This is a genomic window from Streptomyces sp. NBC_00435, from assembly GCF_036014235.1.
Classification (GTDB): Bacteria; Actinomycetota; Actinomycetes; order Streptomycetales; family Streptomycetaceae; genus Streptomyces.
In genome coordinates this window covers 2,409,713-2,429,267 of record NZ_CP107924.1, presented here as the reverse complement: position 1 = coordinate 2,429,267, position 19,555 = coordinate 2,409,713, and the positions used below count along the sequence as shown (strand labels likewise).

The 19,555-nt window shown below is 72.4% G+C and carries 13 protein-coding genes; 4 read left to right on the top strand and 9 right to left on the bottom strand.

The features are described 5' to 3' along the window. Positions 1-437: 437 nt before the first annotated feature. Both OG389_RS11100 and pulA read left to right on the top strand, forming a co-directional pair. Positions 438-2,192, top strand: coding sequence for a carbohydrate-binding module family 20 domain-containing protein (locus OG389_RS11100; protein WP_328298310.1), 1,755 nt, complete (start codon positions 438-440; stop codon positions 2,190-2,192). A 46-nt stretch (positions 2,193-2,238) separates the two neighbouring features. Further along, entirely contained in the window at positions 2,239-7,617 is a 5,379-nt protein-coding gene (gene pulA / locus OG389_RS11095) for a pullulanase-type alpha-1,6-glucosidase (RefSeq protein WP_443059246.1), read from the top strand. Here the strand turns inward: pulA and OG389_RS11090 are convergent. The 7 genes from OG389_RS11090 to OG389_RS11060 form a co-directional block, all read right to left on the bottom strand. After that, positions 7,604-8,149: a GNAT family N-acetyltransferase gene (locus OG389_RS11090; protein WP_328298309.1), complete on the bottom strand. Its 546-nt coding sequence runs from the start codon at positions 8,147-8,149 to the stop codon at positions 7,604-7,606. The two genes, pulA and OG389_RS11090, sit on opposite strands and share 14 nt — an antisense overlap. Before the next feature lie 36 nt (positions 8,150-8,185). After that, on the bottom strand, positions 8,186-8,905 hold the full coding sequence (locus tag OG389_RS11085) for a TetR/AcrR family transcriptional regulator (protein WP_328298308.1): 720 nt from the start codon (positions 8,903-8,905) through the stop codon (positions 8,186-8,188). Positions 8,906-8,952: 47 nt separating this feature from the next. Further along, positions 8,953-10,011: a PDR/VanB family oxidoreductase gene (locus tag OG389_RS11080; RefSeq protein WP_328298307.1), complete on the bottom strand. Its 1,059-nt coding sequence runs from the start codon at positions 10,009-10,011 to the stop codon at positions 8,953-8,955. Next, the gene (locus tag OG389_RS11075; protein ID WP_328298306.1) at positions 10,008-10,910 is read right to left on the bottom strand and encodes a metal-dependent hydrolase; all 903 of its coding nucleotides are present in this window, start codon (positions 10,908-10,910) and stop codon (positions 10,008-10,010) included. The genes OG389_RS11080 and OG389_RS11075 overlap by 4 nt, the downstream gene beginning before the upstream one ends. Before the next feature lie 227 nt (positions 10,911-11,137). Next, positions 11,138-13,066, bottom strand: a complete 1,929-nt coding sequence (locus OG389_RS11070; RefSeq protein ID WP_328298305.1) for a hypothetical protein — start codon at positions 13,064-13,066, stop codon at positions 11,138-11,140. 85 nt (positions 13,067-13,151) lie between these two features. Continuing rightward, on the bottom strand, positions 13,152-13,967 hold the full coding sequence (locus OG389_RS11065; RefSeq protein WP_328298304.1) for a tyrosine-protein phosphatase: 816 nt from the start codon (positions 13,965-13,967) through the stop codon (positions 13,152-13,154). Between the two features lie 48 nt (positions 13,968-14,015). After that, positions 14,016-14,666, bottom strand: a complete 651-nt coding sequence (locus OG389_RS11060; RefSeq protein WP_328298303.1) for a rhomboid-like protein — start codon at positions 14,664-14,666, stop codon at positions 14,016-14,018. 66 nt (positions 14,667-14,732) lie between these two features. Here OG389_RS11060 and OG389_RS11055 point away from each other — a divergent pair, with 66 nt between their 5' ends. Both OG389_RS11055 and OG389_RS11050 read left to right on the top strand, forming a co-directional pair. Beyond that, a complete protein-coding gene (locus OG389_RS11055) occupies positions 14,733-15,482 on the top strand; it encodes a hypothetical protein (RefSeq protein ID WP_328298302.1) in 750 nt (249 codons plus the stop codon). A 78-nt stretch (positions 15,483-15,560) separates the two neighbouring features. Beyond that, positions 15,561-17,159, top strand: a complete 1,599-nt coding sequence (locus OG389_RS11050; RefSeq protein ID WP_328298301.1) for a PepSY-associated TM helix domain-containing protein — start codon at positions 15,561-15,563, stop codon at positions 17,157-17,159. A 197-nt stretch (positions 17,160-17,356) separates the two neighbouring features. On the opposite strand, the gene OG389_RS11045 is transcribed toward OG389_RS11050, so the two are convergent. Both OG389_RS11045 and glnII read right to left on the bottom strand, forming a co-directional pair. After that, positions 17,357-17,950: a winged helix-turn-helix domain-containing protein gene (locus OG389_RS11045; RefSeq protein ID WP_328298300.1), complete on the bottom strand. Its 594-nt coding sequence runs from the start codon at positions 17,948-17,950 to the stop codon at positions 17,357-17,359. A gap of 489 nt (positions 17,951-18,439) precedes the next feature. After that, positions 18,440-19,459, bottom strand: a complete 1,020-nt coding sequence (gene glnII, locus OG389_RS11040) for a glutamine synthetase (RefSeq protein WP_328298299.1) — start codon at positions 19,457-19,459, stop codon at positions 18,440-18,442. Positions 19,460-19,555: the final 96 nt, after the last annotated feature.

The window sequence follows — 19,555 nt, the reverse complement described above, 5'->3', positions numbered from 1 at the left end:
AGGACGTCCATCACCCCCGGGCGGTCGGACACCCTTCGCGCGCCTTCGCGCGCCTTCGCGCGGCCAGTATGGGCGTGAGGACGACCACCACCCCCGGGCGGTCGGTGGGCGCGGCGGATCGCTACGCACTCTCGCTCGGCTCGGCGACTGGCGACCGTTCGTGCCGATATGGCGCGGCTCGCCTGTCCGCAGCGGACAGCGGACAGGGCCCGACCGGGTGGGATGTCTGGCAAGGCCCCGGGAAGGCTGTCCGCCGACCTCGTCGCAGCCGCCGGGCGGCCCGCAGGCCCCGCCCGACCCCTCCCGGAAACAATTCTGCAATCTCTTGCGCAAAGTCTTGCAGGCCTTCCTCCTGGCACCTACGGTCGCTGCAATCCCCAACTCGGCCGTGTCCGGTCCCCACCCGGTCCGTGCCTCTCCGCCAGGAGGAACGCCGTATGCCCACCCCTGCTCGCGCCGTCAGAGCCGCCGCCGCGCTGCTTTCCGTGTCCGCCGTCACCGCCGTGACCGCCCTCGCCGTCGTCGGCGGGCCCGCCCCGGAGGCGGTCGCCGCCGCGCCCGGGGAGAAGGACGTCACCGCCGTCATGTTCGAGTGGCGGTTCGACTCCGTGGCCAAGGCCTGTGCCGATTCGCTCGGGCCCGCCGGGTACGGGTACGTGCAGGTCTCGCCGCCGCAGGAGCACATCCAGGGGGCCCAGTGGTGGACTTCGTACCAGCCCGTCAGCTACAAGATCGCCGGGCGGCTGGGTGACCGTACCGCCTTCAAGGCGATGGTCGACGCCTGTCACGCCGCCGGCGTGAAGGTCGTCGCCGACTCCGTCATCAACCACATGGCGGCCTCCGACGGGACCGGAACCGGCGGTACTTCGTACACGAAGTACAGCTACCCGGGTCTGTACTCCGGCTCCGACATGGACGATTGCCGGGCTTCGGTGTCCAGCTACACCGACCGCGCCAACGTCCAGAACTGCGAGCTGGTGCAGCTCGCCGACCTGGACACCGGCGAGGACTACGTGCGCGGACGGATCGCCGGATACCTCAACGACCTGCTCTCCCTCGGCGTCGACGGTTTCCGGATCGACGCCGCCAAGCACATGCCCGCCGCCGACCTCGCCAACATCAAGGGACGGCTGAGCAACCCGAACGCCTACTGGAAGCAGGAGGCGATCTACGGCGCCGGCGAGGCCGTCTCGCCCAGCGAGTACCTCGGCAGCGGCGACGTGCAGGAGTTCCGCTACGCGCGCGACCTCAAGCGGGTCTTCCAGAGCGAGAACCTCGCCTACCTGAAGAACTTCGGGGAGGCCTGGGGGTACATGCCCTCCGCCCAGTCCGCCGTCTTCGTCGATAACCACGACACCGAGCGCGGCGGCGACACCCTCAGCTACAAGGACGGTTCCGCCTACACGCTCGCGAGCGTCTTCATGCTCGCCTGGCCCTACGGTTCCCCGGACGTGCACTCCGGGTACGAGTGGACCGACCGCGACGCGGGGCCGCCCAACGGGGGCACGGTGACCGCCTGTTACGCCGACGGGTGGAAGTGCCAGCACGCCTGGCGGGAGATCTCCTCCATGGTCGGCTTCCGCAACTCCGCGCGCGGCCAGGCCGTCACCGACTGGTGGGACAACGGCGGGGATCAAGTCGCCTTCGGCCGGGGGACCAAGGCCTACGTGGCGATCAACCACGAGGGCTCGGCGCTGACCCGGACGTTCCAGACCTCTCTCGCGGCCGGCGACTACTGCGACGTGCAGAGCGGGCGCACGGTCACCGTGGACTCCGGCGGGCGGTTCACCGCCACCCTCGGCGCCGGGACGGCCGTCGCCCTGCACGTCGGCGCCCGCGGCTGCGCTGGCACCTCCAGCCCCAGCCCCACCCCTAGCCCCACCCCGACGCCCACCGCCACCGCCGGTGCCTCCTTCGCCGTCAGCGCCACCACCGTGCCCGGCCAGAACATCTACGTCACCGGTGACCGCGCCGAGCTCGGCAGCTGGAACACCGGCAGCGCCCTCAAGCTCGACCCGGCCGCCTACCCCGTCTGGAAGCTCGACGTCACGCTCCCGCCCGGCGCGGTCTTCGCGTACAAGTACGTCCGCAAGGACGCCGCCGGGAACGTCACCTGGGAGAGCGGAGCCAACCGGTCCGCCACCGTCCCCGCGAGCGGCAAGGTCTCGCTGAACGACACCTGGCGCAACTGACCCTCCCGTTCCGCGCCATCCCGTCCCGCACCCGAGGAGATCCGCCTTGATACGCCCCGCCCTCGCCGGCGCCGCGGGAGTGCTCGCAGCCACCCTGGCCGTGACGCTCCTGCCCGCCCTCCCCGCCGCCGCGGCGGTCTCCGCCAAGGCGCCACCGGCTCCGCCCTCGGACGCCGAACTGGCCGCCGAGCCCGCGAGGCACGACCTGACCCGGGAGCAGTTCTACTTCGTCCTCCCGGACCGGTTCGCGAACGGCGATCCGCGCAACGACCGGGGCGGCCTGACCGGTTCCCGGCTGGAGACCGGCCTGGATCCGACGGACAAGGGCTTCTACCAGGGCGGTGACCTCAAGGGGCTCACCGACAGGCTGGACTACATCAAGGGGCTCGGCACCACGGCCATCTGGATGGCGCCGATCTTCAAGAACCAGCCGGTGCAGGGCACGGGCAAGGACGTGTCGGCCGGCTACCACGGGTACTGGATCACCGACTTCACCCAGGTGGACCCGCACTTCGGGACCAACGCCGATCTGGAGCGGCTGATCGACAAGGCGCACGGCAAGGGGATGAAGGTCTTCTTCGACGTCATCACCAACCACACCGCCGACGTCGTCGACTACCGGGAGGCGTCTTACGGCTACCTGTCCAAGGGCGCCTTCCCCTACCTGACCAAGGACGGGGTGCCGTTCGACGACAGCGACTATGCCGCGGGCGGGCAGAAGTTCCCGAGGACCGACGCCGACTCCTTCCCCCGCACCCCCTTCGTCCCGGCGGCCAAGAAGAACCTGAAGTCCCCGGCCTGGCTCAACGATCCGACGATGTACCACGACCGCGGCGACTCCACCTTCGCCGGCGAATCCTCCGACCAGGGCGACTTCTTCGGCCTCGACGACCTGTGGACCGAGCGTCCCGAGGTCGTGGAGGGGATGGAGAAGATCTACGAGAAGTGGGTCAAGGACTTCGACATAGACGGTTTCCGCATCGACACCGTCAAGCACGTCGACACCGGCTTCTGGACGCAGTGGGCCACCACCCTCGACAAGTACGCGGCCCAGCACGGCCGCAAGGACTTCTTCATGTTCGGCGAGGTCTACTCCGCGGACACCGCGATCACCTCCCCGTACGTGACGCGCGGCCGCCTCGACGCCACGCTCGACTTCCCGCTGCAGGAGGCGATCCGCTCCTACGCCTCCCAGGGAGCCGGGGCCGGGGGGCTGGCCTCCGTCTTCGGGGACGACTACCGGTACACGACCGACAAGGCGAACGCCTACGAGCAGGTCACCTTCCTCGGCAACCACGACATGGGCCGCTTCGGGACCTTCCTGAAGCAGGACCGACCGGGGGCGGCGGAGCGGGAGCTGCTGGACCGGTACCGGCTGGCCAACGAGCTGATGTTCTTCTCCCGGGGCAATCCGGTGATCTACTCGGGAGACGAGCAGGGCTTCACCGGCGCGGGCGGGGACAAGGACGCGCGTCAGCCGCTCTTCGCCTCGCAAGTGGCCGACTACCTGGACGACGACCAGCTCGGAACGGTGCGCACTCATGCGAGCGATGCTTACGATCCGGAGCACCCGCTCTACAAGCAGATCAGTGCTCTCTCGAAGCTGACCAAGGACCACCCCGCCCTCCGGGACGGCGTCCAGAGCGAACGTTTCTCCGACGGCTCGGCCTACGCATTCGCCCGCACCGACACCCGCACGCGCACCGAGTACCTGGTCGCGGCCAACAACGCCACCGAGGCCCGCACCATCGAGCTCGACGCCCCGGCCGGCGCCCAGTACCGCACCCTGTACGGCGGCACCACCACCACCACCCTGCGCGCCTCCGCCACCGGGAAGCTGACCGTCACCGTCCCGGCCCTCGCCGCCACCGTCCTGCAGGGCACCACCCCGCTCCCCGCCCCCGCCGCCAAGCCCGCCGTCACCCTCAAGGCCCCGGCCCCCGGCGCCACCGGCACCGTCGAGCTCACCGCCGACGTAGCCGGCGGCGGCCTGAACCGGGTCGTCTTCGCCGCCCAGAGCGGCAACGGCAACTGGCAGGTCCTCGGCTCCGCCGACCACGCCCCGTACCAGGTCACCCAGACCGTCGACGCGGCCACCACCCCCGGTACGGCCCTGCGCTACAAGGCGGTCGTCATCGACTCCGCCGGCCGCACCGCGAGTGCCCTCGCCGGATCCACCGCCGGACAGGCCCCGCCCGCCGAAGTCCCCACCGCCACCCAGCGCGACTACGCGATCGTCCACTACAACCGCCCCGACGGGGACTACACGAACTGGCGCCTCTACGCCTGGGGCGACCTCGCCGAGGGAGAGGCCACCACCTGGCCCGCAGGCCACGACTTCACCGGCCGCGACGCGTACGGCGCCTTCGCCTACGTCCGGCTCAAGCCCGGCGCGAGCAGCGTCGGTTACCTCGTCATCGACAAGGACGGCAACAAGGACGTCCCCGCCGACCGCACCATCGACGTCACCCGGACCGGCGAGATCTGGCTCGACCAGGGCAAGGAAGCCCCCCGCCCCGAGCGCCCCGCCGCTCCTCCCGTCGACGCGACGAAGGCGGTCCTGCACTACCAGCGCCCCGACGGCGCCTACGAAGGCTGGGGCCTGCACGTCTGGACCGGAGCGGCGACGCCGACCGACTGGTCCAAGCCGCTGCTGCCCACCCGCACCGACTCATACGGCGCGGTGTACGAGGTTCCCCTTGCCGCCGGGGCCACCAGCCTCAGCTACATCCTCCACAACGGCGACACCAAGGACCTCCCCTCCGACCAGTCCCTGGACCTGAGTCCCACCGGCTCCGGACACGAGGTGTGGATGCTGGGCGGCAAGGAGAAGTACCTCCTCCCGCAACCCGCGGGCAGCGCCGCCGCCCTGGACCTCACCAAGGCCCAGGCCGTCTGGATCGACCGCGACACCATCGCCTGGAACGCACCGCCGGCCGCCGCCTCCCTCCAGCTCCTCGCCTCCCGCGAAGGCGCCGTCAAGGCCGAGAACGGCACCCTGACCGGCCGGGCGCAGTGGCTGCGCCTGGGCAGGTCCGAGCTGACCGCCGCCCAGAAGGAGAAGTTCCCGCACCTGGCCGCGTACGCCGCCTACACGGTCGATCCGCGCGACCGGGACCGCGTCCGCGAGGCCCTGCGAGGCCAGCTCGTCGCGAGCGCCCGCGCCGCCAACGGCGCCGTCCTCGCCGCCACCGGCGTCCAGCTCGCGGGCGTCCTCGACGACCTGTACACGACCAGTGCCCAGCTCGGCCCCGTCTTCAAGGACGGCCGGCCCACCCTCTCCGTCTGGGCCCCCACCGCCCAGCAGGTCGCCCTCGAACTCGACGGCCGCACCGTGCCCATGCGCCGCGACGACCGCACCGGCGTCTGGTCCGTGCGAGGCGAGCGCGGCTGGACGGGCAAGCCCTACCGCTACGCCGTCACCGTCTGGGCCCCGACCACCTCGCAGGTCGTACGGAACCTGGTCACCGACCCGTACTCCACCGCCCTGACCACGGACTCCACGTACAGCCTGGCCGTGGACCTGGCCGATCCGAAACTGGCCCCGCCCGGCTGGCGCGACCTGAGGAAGCCCGCACCCGTCCCCTTCACCTCCGCGCAGATCCAGGAACTGCACGTCCGCGACTTCTCGGTCGCCGACCGCACCACCACCCACCCCGGCCAGTACCTGGCCTTCACGGACACCGGCTCGGCGGGGATGAGCCACCTGCGCGAGCTGGCCGCCGCCGGAACCTCGTACGTCCATCTCCTGCCCGCCTTCGACATCGGGACCGTCCCGGAAAAGGCCGCGGACCGCACCGAGCCCGCCTGTGACCTGAAGGTCTACGCCCCCGACTCCGAGGAGCAGCAGGCCTGCGTGGCCGCCGCGGCCGCCAAGGACTCGTACAACTGGGGCTACGACCCGCTGCACTACACGGTCCCCGAGGGCTCGTACGCGAGCGACCCGAACGGCACCGCGCGCACGGTGGAGTTCCGTCGGATGGTGCAGTCCCTGAACGGCGCGGGCCTGCGCACGGTCATGGACGTGGTCTACAACCACACGGTGGCGTCGGGCCAGGCGGACAAGTCGGTCCTGGACCGCATCGTGCCCGGCTACTACCAGCGGCTGCTCGCCGACGGCTCGGTCGCCACGTCCACCTGCTGCGCGAACACCGCCCCCGAGAACGCCATGATGGGCCGCCTCGTCGTGGACTCGGTGGTCACCTGGGCCAGGCAGTACAAGGTCGACGGCTTCCGCTTCGACCTCATGGGCCACCACCCGAAAGCCAACATCCTGGCGGTCCGCGCCGCCCTCGACGCGCTCACGGTCGCGAAGGACGGGGTGGACGGCAAGCGGATCGTCCTCTACGGGGAGGGCTGGAACTTCGGCGAGGTCGCCGACGACGCCCGCTTCGTCCAGGCCACCCAGCGGAACATGGCCGGCACCGGCATCGCCACCTTCTCCGACCGGGCCCGTGACGCGGTGCGCGGCGGCGGCCCCTTCGACGAGGACCCGCGCGTACAGGGCTTCGCGTCGGGCCTGTTCACCGCGCCGAACGCCTCCCCGGCGAACGGCACCCCGGAGCAGCAGCGCACCCGGCTGCTCCACGACCAGGACCTGATCAAGGTCGGGCTGACCGGCAACCTCGCCGCGTACGCCTTCACGGACTCCACCGGTCGCACGGTCAAGGGCTCCGAGGTGGACTACAACGGCGCCCCGGCCGGCTACGCGGCGGCTCCCGGCGACGCGCTCGCCTACGTCGACGCCCACGACAACGAGTCGCTCTTCGACGCCCTGAAGTACAAGCTCCCGGAGGGCACTTCGCCGGCCGGCCAAGCCCGCGCACAGGTCCTGGCGATGTCGGTCGCCGCGCTCTCCCAGGGCCCGGCGCTCTCGCAGGCGGGTACGGACCTGCTCCGGTCCAAGTCCCTGGACCGCAACTCGTTCGACAGCGGCGACTGGTTCAACGCCGTCCACTGGGACTGCCGGGACGGCAACGGCTTCGGCCGCGGCCTGCCGCCGGCGGCCGACAACCGCGCGAAGTGGCCGTACGCGAAGCCGCTGCTGGCGGGGCCCGCCCCCGGCTGCGCCGAGATCGAGGGCGCGTCGGCCTCCTACCGCGACCTGCTGAGGATCCGTACGACGGAACCGGCCTTCGCCCTCACCAGCGCCGGAGCGGTCCAGTCGCGGCTGGCCTTCCCCCTGTCGGGCCGGGACGAGACCCCGGGCGTGATCACGATGACCCTGGGCGACCTGGTGGTGGTCTTCAACGCCACCCCCGCCGCGCAGGCCCAGCGCCTCCCGGCCCTCGCGGGCACGGGCTACGCCCTGCACCCGGTCCAGGCCTCGGGCGCTGACCCGGTGGTCCGCCGGGCGGCGTACGACACGGCGAAGGGGGAGTTCACGGTGCCGGCCCGCACGGTGGCCGTCTTCAGGCGGGGGTGACCAGGGTGAGCCGGTCGAGCCGTTTCTCCAGCAGGATCACCCCGTAGACCCGCCCGTCCCCGCCCTCCTTGTGGGGGAACTCCCCGACCACCCGGTAGCCCGCGTCCTGGTAGTACGCGAGCAGCCGGGGGTTGGTGGAGACGCAGTCCAGCCGCGCCCGTTCGCGGCCGGTCCTGGCGATCCGCCGCTCGGAGTGTTCGAGCAGCCGCCGGCCGGCCCCGGCGGGCGCGGCCTCGCGTTCGACCATGAGGCGGTGCACGTAGCCGGCGACGGGCGGCTGGATGCCCCAGGCCTCCTCGTCGGACCACCACAGTTCGTAGGCCCCGACGGCGTACCCGTCGCCGTCGGAGGCGATCCACACCTCGCCCGCGCGCATGATCGCCAGGAAGTGCGCGGAGTCCTTCTCACCGGGTTTCCACTGCTCGATCCCGTGCGCGCCCATCCAGCGGGCGGCCTGGTCGTACAGGGCCACCAGCGTGCCGGCGTCCTTCTCCTGCGCCTGGCGGAACACGATCCCGTCGTCAATGATCACGCGGGCATTATTGCGCGCAGTTCGATCAAGGACCGGCTATCGACGCGGACCGGGCACCGTGGTGGGCACCAGGGCCGCCAGCCGTCCCACCAGCTCCCCGAACGGCCCGTCGGCCGGCTCGTCCACGAGGATCCGTACGAGGATGCCGGCCATCTCCGCGTCGTACGCGGCGCTCACCGCCGCCAGCGCGGCGAAATCGTGCACCAGCTGCAACTCCAGCTCGGAGCGCGGGATCCGCCGCCCGTCCAGCCAGATCAGCGCGGTCGACTCGGCCAGGGACACCCAGGAGCGCACCACGAGCTCCAGCCGGGCGGGGGGAGCCTGCCGGTCGACGCCCAGGTGCGAGAGGATCTGCTCGTACGCCGCCTGGCGCACCTCGTCGACCATCGCGCTGGCCCGGCTGCTGCCGACGGCCGGCCCGCCCCGCATGAGCGCCGAGAAACCGGGCCCGTGGTCGTCGACGAAGGCGAAGAACCGCCCCATGACCCGCAGCAACCGCGCCCCGAGCGGGCCCTCCTGCGGCTCCACGAACCGCAGCGCGAGCTCGTCGGCCGCCCGCCGCAGTGCGGCCTCGTACAGGCTCAGCTTGCCGGGGAAGTAGTGGTAGACCAGCGGCCGCGATATCCCCGCGGCCGCCGCGATCTCGTCGATGGACACATCGTCGGGCGACCGGTGGCTGAACAGCTCCAGCGCCACCCCGATCAGCTGCTGCCGCCGCTCCTCGACACCCATCCTGCGCCGCACCCCGGTTGTCATGCGGAACACCCTACTGCGCGTCCGCGCGGAGCCGTCCGGACGGCCCCTCAGAGATCCAGGACCAGGTGGTCCGCTGCCGCGCGGGAGACGCACAGGAGCATCGAGTCCTCACGTTCGCCGTCCGTGAGGAGGGTGTCGCGGTGGTCGATGTCCCCCGACAGGACGCGGTGTTGGCAGGTGCCGCAGAAGCCCTGTTCGCAGGAGTACGGGGTGTTGGGGAGCTCGCGGCGCACGGCGGTCAGGGTGGATTCCGCCGCCGCCACCTCGATGACCCGCCCCGAGCGGCGCAGTTCCACGGTGAAGGGCTTCGCGTCGCCGCCCGAGGCCGCCGGGGCGAAGCGTTCCAGGTGGACCGGGGTGCCCGCCGGGACGGCCGCCTTGACGGCCGCCATCAGGGGGGCCGGGCCGCAGCAGTAGACCAGGGTGCCCGGACCGGGGGCGGCGAGCGGGGACAGGTCGGGCAGCCCCGCCTCGTCCTCGGGGACGATCGTGACCCGGTCGCCGTAGGAGGCCGCCAGCTCGGAGGCGAAGGGCATCGAGCCGCGCGAGCGGCCCCCGTAGAGCAGGGTCCAGGGCGTGCCCGCCGCCGTCGCGGCGCGGAGCATCGGCAGGACCGGGGTGATGCCGATGCCGCCCGCGACGAAGGCGTAGGACGGGGCCGGGAGGAGGGGGAAGTGGTTGCGGGGCGGGCGCACCGGGAGCTCCGCGCCCGCCACCAGCTGGGCGTGGGCCTCGCGCGAGCCACCCCGGCCGTCCTGGACCAGCCGGATCGCGATGGTCCAGCGGCCCCGGTCGGCGGGGTCGCCGCACAGGGAGTACTGGCGCACCAGGCCCGACGGGAGGGTCACGTCCACGTGCGCGCCCGGGGTCCAGGCCGGGAGTTCCGCCGATTCCAGCGTCAGGGACAGGACCCCGTCCGCGGGTTCCGTACGGGACACGATCAGGGCCGGGATCCAGCGGCGCGGCGAGTACCCCGAGACGGGTGTCTCCAGCGTGGGCAGGGGCCACAGCGGGGACCCGGAGTCGATGCGCCGGCCGATCGCCCGCTTCGCCGTCCAGGCCGCGCCCGCGAGCGCCCCCACCGTCAGTGCCGCGGTCCGCCTCATGCCCGGACACCTCCGTTGGCGCCGGGGGAGGTGGCCAGGTAGGCGACGGCCTGCGCCGTCGAGCCCTCCTGCGAGGGGTGGTAGGTGCGCGAGAGGTACGTCGGGATCGACTTCAGCATCGCGCCCGTGGACGGCAGGGTTCCCTTGCGGCCCGAGCGGTAGAACTGGCCCACCGAGGCCTTGGAGCCGGCCGGCAGTCCGGGGTCGTGCTCCATGAAGTAGCGCGAGCCGCGCTGCCACAGGAAGACCAGGGCGGTGAAGGCGGTGGCCCAGGTCCGTGCGCGGCGGCGGTAGTTGCCGTCCAGGTGCATGAACAGGTCGAAGGCCACCGACCGGTGCTCGACCTCCTCCGCGCCGTGCCAGCGCAGCAGGTCCAGCATCACGGGGTCCGCTCCCCGGCGGTCCAGCTCCCCCGCGTTCAGGACCCAGTTGCCCAGGAACGCCGTGTAGTGCTCGATCGCCGCGATCATCGCCACGCGCTCCATCAGCCACCACTTGCGGGCCCCGCCCGGCGGCAGCGTCCGGTCGCCGAGCAGCTTCTCGAAGAGCCAGTCCACCTGCGCCGTGTAGGGGGTCGGGTCCAGGCCCTGCCGTTTGAGGTGGGGGAGCACGTCGTCGTGCGCGCTCGCGTGCATGGCTTCCTGGCCGATGAACCCGACGACGTCCTCGCGCAGCCGCTCGTCCGTGATGTAAGGGAGCACCTGCTTGTAGACGTGCACGAACCAGCGCTCCCCGGCCGGGAGCAGCAGGTGCAGCACGTTGATGGTGTGGTTGGCGAAGGGGTCGCCGGGCAGCCAGTGCAGCGGGGTGTCCTCCCAGGAGAACGACACGTTGCGGGCCTTGAGATCTATGTGTTCCGACGCCACGGGGGCGGGCGACGCGGGCGGCGTATTAGACATGGCGTCAATGTACTGATGGGTAGAGGCGGGGAGAACCCCTCTGCGCGGACTTGTCGACGCGAGTGCGCGGTTCCGTACGCCCGCGGGTGCGCGGTTCCGTACGCCCGCGGGTGCGCGCCCGGCCCGACTTCGCGGCCCGGGCGCGCACCGCGGGGCTGGACGGCCCACAGGCCAAGGGCGCCGAGACCCTGCTGGAAGCAACCCGGTGGCGCCCCCCGGAAGCCGTCCTACCGCAGCACGCCCGCCTGCGAACCGTCCGTGAGCTTGCCCGTCAGCTCCACCTGCGCACCCGCCGGAGCCTTCACCGCCAGCCGATTGCCGACCGCGACCCCGCTCACCTGGCCGCCGCCCACCGTCAGCGAAGCGAACTGCGCGCTGCCCGCCGCCAGTACGTACCACTGCCCGGCCTTCGACTTCCACAGCACCCCGGCCAGCACCCGCGGCTCCCGCGGCCCGCACGCCGGCGAACCCTCCGCCTTCGCCGCCTGCGCCGCCAGCGGGGCCCCCGGGGCCAGGAACTGCGCCTGCACCCGGTCCGCCGTGCCCTGCCAGGTCTCCGCCCGCGTGCACAGCCAGGTGGCACTGCCGTCGCCCTCCGGCAGCGGCTGCTTCGCGTACGTCCACGCGTTGACCGTGCGCACCCCGTGCGAACGCACCGAAGGCAGCAGACACGCGATCCGCGACCAGTCGCCCAGCTCCGCGCCCTCCGTCACGTTCCGCTCGGCGCCCGGTGCGCCCGAGGTCAGCCGGGCCGGCGTCAGCTCGCCCAGGTCGGTGATCAGCCGCGTCGCGCCGTCGCCGGTCACGGCCAGGGCGTTCCAGCTGGTGCACGTGCCGTCCGGGGCGGGGCTCGCCACCGGAGGGGTGATCCCCTCCGGGGTCAGCTTCAGCTGCGCCGGGGCCGCGCCCGGCTTCAGCAGGTCCCGCAGCGCCGCGCCCGTCACCCAGGGCGCCGCCAGGTAGCGGACGTTGCCGTCGACCCGGCTGAGCACCAGGGCCGTCGCCGTGTCCGCCGAGGCGCCGTCGGTCCGGGCGAAGTCGAGGGCGGCGATCTCTGTGCCGGAGCGCGGTTCGGCGTACCGCGCCACGCGCAGGCCGTCGTAGAGCAGCACCACGACGGCCTGGTCGACGGTGCCGGCGAACAGCAGCTGCGGCGGTCCCATCGGCGGCCCGGAGGGGGTGCCCGGAGTGGCCGAGACCACGACCGAGCGCCCCGGCCGGGCCCAGACGGCCAGGGCCCGGCGCAGCAGGGCGGTGTCGCCGATGCGGTCGCCGCGGGCGGGCCAGCCGGAATAGTCCGTACGCGAGGACGTGCGCCAGACCGTCGGTGCGACCCGGACCAGCTGCCCGGGGTCCAGCGCGCGCTCCGCCGCCGCGTTCTTCGCGTACAGCGGGGCGGCCGCCCCGTCGGCCCCCCAGCCGCCGCCGGGCAGCGCGAGCAGCGCCCCGCACACGACGAGGGCGGCCCCGGCGGCGATCGCGGCCCGCACCAGCCGGCGCCGGCGCAACAAATCGGTGGGCCGGGCCTGGAGCACGCACGGGTCGAACTCGGGGGAGTGGAACAGCCCGCCGGTCGACGGGTCCCCGGACTCCGCGACGGCGGCGGCCGGGTTCGCCACCCCCGCCTCGGCCAGCACCCGCAGCACCTCCGCCTCGGGCAGCCGCTCCAGGGCCCGCAGTACGCATGCGGCCCGGCCCGGCCCGTCGAGGGTGGCCAGCCACTGGTCCAGCGCCAGTTCCTCGGCGCCGCCCGACCGCGGGAACAGCCGCAGCCCCCACACCTGGGGGAGCAGCGGCGGCAGTTGCGCCCGCCGGGGCAGGGCCCGGAACGTCAGTGGGATCCCGGCCTCCAGGGCCGAGCGCAGCACCCGCAGGCGTACGTAGGCGTAACCGGACTCGGGACCCGCCCCGCCCCGCTGGCCCGGGACCCCGCCCTTCACCGCCGCCTGCGCGGCCACCGCCCCGTCCCGCCGGCCGCGCGGCAGGGCGCGCTGGGCCAGTGAGTGGGCGGTGAGGACCCGCCGGTTGCGGCCGAGGGCGGGCGGCAGCACCAAGTAGGCCAGCCGCACCAGCCGCGGGTAGTGCTCGACGATGGCGGCCTCGGCCTGCTCGACGTCGGGCGGGAGGGGGCGGGTGGCGGTATCCGGCGCAGTCACGTTCAGCAGAACGAGCGAATGGTCGGATGGTCACCCGTCCCGGCGTGCCCCTTCGGACCGGCCCCGCCTCAGGGGGCCGAAAGGTTCATGCGACGAGCCGGGCGCGCAGGGCCGCCACCGTCTCGTCGGGGATCCCGAGGCCCTCGCGCACGTACTTCTCCATCGAGCCGTAGCGCGTGTTCACCTCGTCGAACGCGGCCTCCAGGTAGGAGGGGAAGACGCCGATCAGCGCCAGCGCGATGTCCGGGTCCCCGCCGGCCGCGGTGAAGCCCTCGATCATCGGGGCGAAGGCGATCCGCACCGCCGGGTTGACCGACAGGTACTCGCTCATCAGCGTCTCGTCGTCCGCGCCGAGCAGCGACAGGATCACGGTCGCGCCCCAGCCCGTACGGTCCTTGCCCGCCGTGCAGTGGAACAGCAGCGGACCGGTCTGCGGATCGGCGAGCTCGGTGAGCAGCAGCCGGTACGCGGTCTGCGCGGACGCGGAGCTCACCAGCGAGCGGTAGACGCTGGAGAACAGGGCCTGCACCTTGCCGCCGCCCAGGTGCTGCTCGGCCACCACCGGGTCGGACAGCATGTCCTTGAGCTGGGCGGCCGGTATCTTCCCGGGGACGTCGCCGGCCGAGCTGTCGGCGTTGACCTTGTCGGCCAGGGCGTCGGCTATGAGCAGCCGGGCGCCTGCCGGAATCCGGTCGGGGTGTTCGCCGCGCTCGGTGTCGGTGCGGAAGTCGACGACCGTCCGCAGACCCAGTGCGGCCACCGCCCGGTCGGTCTCCAGGTCGAGCCGGTCGAGCTGGCCGGAGCGCAGCACCAGACCGGCGCGGACGGTGCGGCCGCCGGCGAGCGGGGTGCCGCCGAGGTCGCGGAGGTTGGCGACGGTGGTGGCTTGGGTGACGGTCATCGTGGCGGCTCCAGCGTTGGCGGACGACGGCATTCGGAATTCGAATGATCAGAGAACGGAATGGCTACGGAACGACATGCGCTGGGTGACGCGTGTCATCCATATGATTTTCGAAGATTTCGGTCCGGAAGGACAATCGGCGGCCAGCGAGAGCCCGAGGCCGAGTCCCAGTGCCACCAGATGCCCGGTGTCGGTGAAGGTCCGCTCCCGGCGCAGCAGCGGCCGGACGGCGAGCGCCAGCAGCCCCACCCGGGCGGCGGTGCGCACCGGGCCGCGCGGGAGTGCTGAGGTCAGTGCACCGAGCACGGTGTTGAACCCGTAGCTGGTGCCCACGTCCACCGCCCGCCGGGTGCGCGGGCCGGCGCTCCGGCGCAGCACCCCGTACACGAGCAGGGTCGCCGCACCGTGCCCGAACAGGAAGGCGGCGGCAGTCCACCAGGCCCCGTACGCGTACTCGGCGTACCCGAGCACGGCGGTCAGCAGCAGTGCGTACGGCAGTGGCATCGGCTCCTCGACGAGGAAGGCGCTGAGCGGCAGGGTCTCCCAGCGGCCGGCGTCGAGGTTGTCGGCATTGGTGGAGCAGCGCCGCAGCAGCCGCTCCCGCGCCGCCGGATCCAGCCGCTCCAGGGCGTACGCCCCGAGCTGGACCCCGCCCACATACACCGCGCTCAACGGCACCGTCAATGGCACTGGGTTCATCCGACCATGATCGGACACAGAGTTGCGGTTGAGTGCGGCGGGGCCTCGTGGCAGCATGCCCAGGTCATGTCACAGAATCCCGCGCCGATGCGCGCCATGCGGGCCGCGGTATTCGCGGCGGTGGCCGTCGCGTTGGGTGCTGCGGGGCATTCGTACATGTCCGGTACGGATATTCCGGCACTGGGCCTTCTGTGTGCATTCGGGCTCACCGGAGCACTTGCCTGGCTCTCCACCGGGCGCCGGCGCGGACCGGTCCCCATCTCCGCCGCGCTGCTCGGCGTACAGGCGGTCCTGCACCTGGTCTTCTCGGCCTCGGTGCGCAGCCACCACGTGGCGGGCACGGACATGGACATGGACGGCGTCACGGACGTCGGCACGGGCACGGGCATGAAGGCGGCCGCGGACGGCATGGGCGGCGCGCACGCCATGGACGCCATGGACGCCATGAGCAGCATGGCGGGCATGGGTGACATGGCGGCCGGCCACGCCCACGACGGGCTCGGCATGATCGCCGCCCACGTCCTGGCCGGACTGTTCTGCGCGCTCTGGCTGGCCCGGGGCGAGGCCGCCGTCTTCCGGCTCGCCGCCGTCCTCGCGGCCGGGACGCTGCTCGCCGCCCGGCCGCTCGCCAGGGTCCTCGACCTGCTCCGGTCGCGCGGGGTCCCCGTACCGCAGGTGTCCGCGTTCCGGCCCGCCGCGTACGAACGGCCGCGCGCCCTGCGCGGCGCCGTGCACGCGCACACCGCCGAGCGGCGCGGGCCGCCCGCGCGCGGACGGATCCGTATCACGGCCCCAGGCCGTCCTGCCCGCGCCTGACCGAACGGCGCACCTCCTCGGCGAGGGGGCGAGACCTGGGGTCGCTCACCCATGTCTTCGCCAACACCTAGGACACTCATGTCTCTCGACGAGGTCGGGGAAGTCCGCGCAGCGGACTCCGGCGCACCCTCCGCAACCGGCAGCGACAAAGCCGGAAGCGACAACGCCGCCACCGACACCGACAACACCGGTACCGACGAACCCGGTACCGGCATAGCCGACGCCTCCGAAATCCGCACGCCCGAGACCAGCGCCCCCGAAACCCGTGCCGCGGAAACCCGTGCCCCCGGCACCTGGGCCGCGCTGCGCCCGCTGCTCCTGCGCCTGCACTTCTACGCCGGGGTGCTGATCGCCCCGCTCCTGTTCGTCGCCGCCACCACCGGGCTGCTCTACGCCGGTTCCTGGCAGGCCGAGAAGATCCTCTACTCCGACCAGCTGACGACTCCCCACGTCGGCGCGAGCGCGCAGCCGCTCGGTGCCCAGGTCGACGCGGCGAGGAACTCCGCGCCCCAGGGCACGGTGACCGCCGTGTGGCCCGCGCCCGAGGCGGACGCCACCACCCGGGTGATCATGGAGAGCCCGGGACTCGCCGAGGGCGAAACCCTCACCGTGTTCGTCGATCCGTATACGGCCGAGGTCCGCGGGAAACTCACCACCGCCGGTGACGCGCTGCCGCTGCGGGCGTGGCTGAGCGAGTTCCACTCCAGCCTCCAGCTGGGGGAGTTCGGACGGAACTACAGCGAGCTCGCCGCGAGCTGGCTGTGGGTGGTCGCGCTCGGCGGGCTCGCGCTGTGGATCGGCCGCAGGCGGACCCGTAAGGCGCGGCTCGTCGTGCCGGACCGCAAGGCGACCGGCCGGCGCAAGACGCTGTCCTGGCACGGCTCGGTCGGCGTCTGGATCGCCATCGGCCTCGTCGGCCTCTCCGCCACCGGCCTGACCTGGTCGAAGTACGCCGGCGAGAACATCGGGCAGCTCCAGGACAGCCTCGGCGGGGCCACCCCGGCGGTCTCCGCCACCGTCGGCGACGTTCCGGCCGCCGACGCGGGCGGCGAACACGCCGGGCACGGCGGGGGCGACGGCACACAGGCGGCGCCGCCCACTCCCACCGACGTCATCGGCATCGACGGCGCGGTGGCGGCGGCCCGGGCCGCCGGGGTCACCGAGTACCTGCGGATCACCCTGCCCGCCAAGGGCAAGGGGTACGTGGTCAAGGAGCAGGACAAGCAGGTTCCGGTGCACCTGGACGCGGTCTCCGTCGACCCCGCCGACGGCCGGGTCATGGACGAACTGCGCTTCGCGGACTACCCGCTGCTCGCCAAGCTGACCCGCTTCGGCATCGACCTGCACATGGGCCTCACCTTCGGGCTCGCCAACCAGCTGGCGCTCGCCGCGCTGGCGGTCGCGCTGATGTTCATGGTGGTCTGGGGCTACCGCATGTGGTGGCTGCGCCGCCCGACCAAGGAGCGCACGCTCTCGGTCGGCCGCCCCCAGCCGCGCGGCGCGTGGCGGAAGCTGCCGGTGACGGTGCTGCTGCCGCTGGCCGCGGCGACGGCCCTCGTGGGCTGGTTCGTACCACTGCTCGGGATCAGCCTCGTGGCGTTCCTGGCGGCCGACGTCGCACTGGGCTACGCCGCGTCGCGGCGCCGGGCCGGGGCCGACACCGGGGCCCAGGCCTAGGTCGCGTGCCGTCGGCCGGGGGCCCCGGGAACGGTCCCGGGGCCCCCGACCGACGGCCACCCAGGTTGACGGGCCTCGGGCCCGGCCCGAACGGCACTGGGGTGCGGCCGGGTTGAACCGGAGTCCACAGGTCCGGGCAGACGGCGGGCCCGTACTCCCCCTCGCGAGTACGGGCCCGGCGGACATGCTCAGGGGGCTCAGGGGGCGTACTTGTACCCGACCCGGCGCACGGTCTGGATGGCGCCGCGATGGGCGGCGCCCAGCTTGCGGCGCAGCCGGGCGACGTGGACGTCGACGGTGCGGCCGTCACCCACGTGGCCGTAGCCCCAGACCGTGGTCACCAGCTGGTCCCGGCTGTGCACCCGGTGCGGGTGCGCGACCAGGTGAGCCAGCAGCTCGAACTCCAGGTACGTCAGGTCCAGCACCTCTCCGTCCACCTCGGCGGTGCGCTGCGCCGGGTCGATGCGGACCAGGGCGTCCCCGGTGACCGCCGCGGCGGCGGGGGCCGCGGGGGCGGGGACGGACTGCGGGGAGAAGGCGACCGGCGGCTGCTGGTCGGCCGGGACGAGCACCAGGTAGCCGACCATCGGCGGCTGGCCGGGCAGGGCGGGCAGGGTGTGCGCCGGAGCGGGGAGCCAGGTGGCGCCGGGCGGGAGGAAGTCCACGACACGTGCCACCTCGTCACGGTCCACGGCTCGCAGGCGGTGGCGCGGACTGGGCGGGAAGGCCGGGTAGGTCAGAGGAGAGGTCGCAGCGGAGGTGGCAGAAGCGAAGGAACGGGTGTTCGCCATGAGTGGTCAGCTCTTTCACGCGGAGTGGTCGGCAGGAGACGTACGCGGAGGCGTCGTCTTGTGTCGTACCGCGCAGACCGAAGGCCTCGGGGTTCGGTTGGTGGATCCCGGAGGCTTTAGAGGGCCGGCGCGTTCTTCGCGCGGCAACACACCCGGTCGAAATCGTGGTCCTGACGGGAAGGCCAGAACGGCTCGAGGTCGCTGCGACCGGTCGAGGTGTGCGAGTGGCTGGCCATGGCCCCATTCAAGCAGATGTCCTGACGTCCGGGCAGACCCTGTCTCACTCTATGGATCAGAATCTCATATTCCGAGATCATGGTGTGAATGGAATGTTGCAATCCCGACAAACCGTCACCTCGCCAGTCGCTTCCTTCGGTCCCTTCCCGTCGCCTATATCGCATTCCAGGCGGATCTGTCCCATGGAACGCCGACGCCCACCCGGCCACGGGGCCGGGCGGGCGTCGGGCGTTGGGGGCGGGAGACGGGGTCCTAGACCAGGCCGTCCTTCTCCAGCGCGGTGCAGCAGGTGTCCGTGATGAGGCGGGTCACCACGTACGGGTCCACGTTCGCGTTCGGGCGGCGGTCCTCGATGTAGCCCTTGCCGTCCTTCTCCACCTGCCACGGGATGCGGACGGAGGCGCCACGGTCCGAGACGCCGTAGCTGAACTCGTTCCACGGGGCGGTCTCGTGCAGGCCCGTCAGGCGCTCGTCGATGCCGGCGCCGTAGTTCTTCACGTGGTCCATCGGCTTGCTGCCCTCGCCCAGGGACTCGCACGCGGAGATGATCGCGCGGTAGTCCTCGCGCATCGCCTTCGTGGAGAAGTTGGTGTGCGCGCCCGCGCCGTTCCAGTCGCCCTTGACCGGCTTCGGGTTCAGCGTCGCGGAGACGTTGAAGTCCTCGGCGGTGCGGTAGAGCAGCCAGCGGGCGATCCACAGCTGGTCGGAGACCTCCAGCGGGCCCACCGGGCCGACCTGGAACTCCCACTGGCCGGGCATGACCTCGGCGTTGATGCCGGAGATCGCCAGGCCCGCCGTGAGGCAGTGGTCCAGGTGCTTCTCGACGATCTCGCGGCCGAAGATCTCGTCCGAGCCGACGCCACAGTAGTAGCCGCCCTGCGCGGCCGGGAAGCCGTTGACCGGGAAGCCGAGCGGGCGGGTGCCGTCGAAGAAGGTGTACTCCTGCTCGATGCCGAAGATGGGGGCCTGCGCCCCGAACTTCTCGGCGACCGGACGCAGCAGCGCGCGGGTGTTCGACTCGTGCGGGGTCATGTCGATGTTCAGGACCTCGCACATGACGAGGACGTTGTCGCCGCCGCGGATCGGGTCCGGGCAGGAGAACACCGGCTGCAGGACGCGGTCCGAGGCGTGGCCCTCCGCCTGGTTGGTGCTCGACCCGTCGAAGCCCCAGATCGGCAGCGCGTCGCCGTCCGCCAGGATCCTGGTCTTGGAACGCAGCTTCGCCGTCGGCTCGGTTCCGTCGATCCAGATGTACTCAGCCTTGTAGCTCACGGGCCCCATCCTTCGATGCGTCGCTCCGGCGCAGACTCTGCGGATGCTGCGTTGCGTCCTGCGGTTCGCATGCTGCGAATTCGTTCTGCGGTGTAG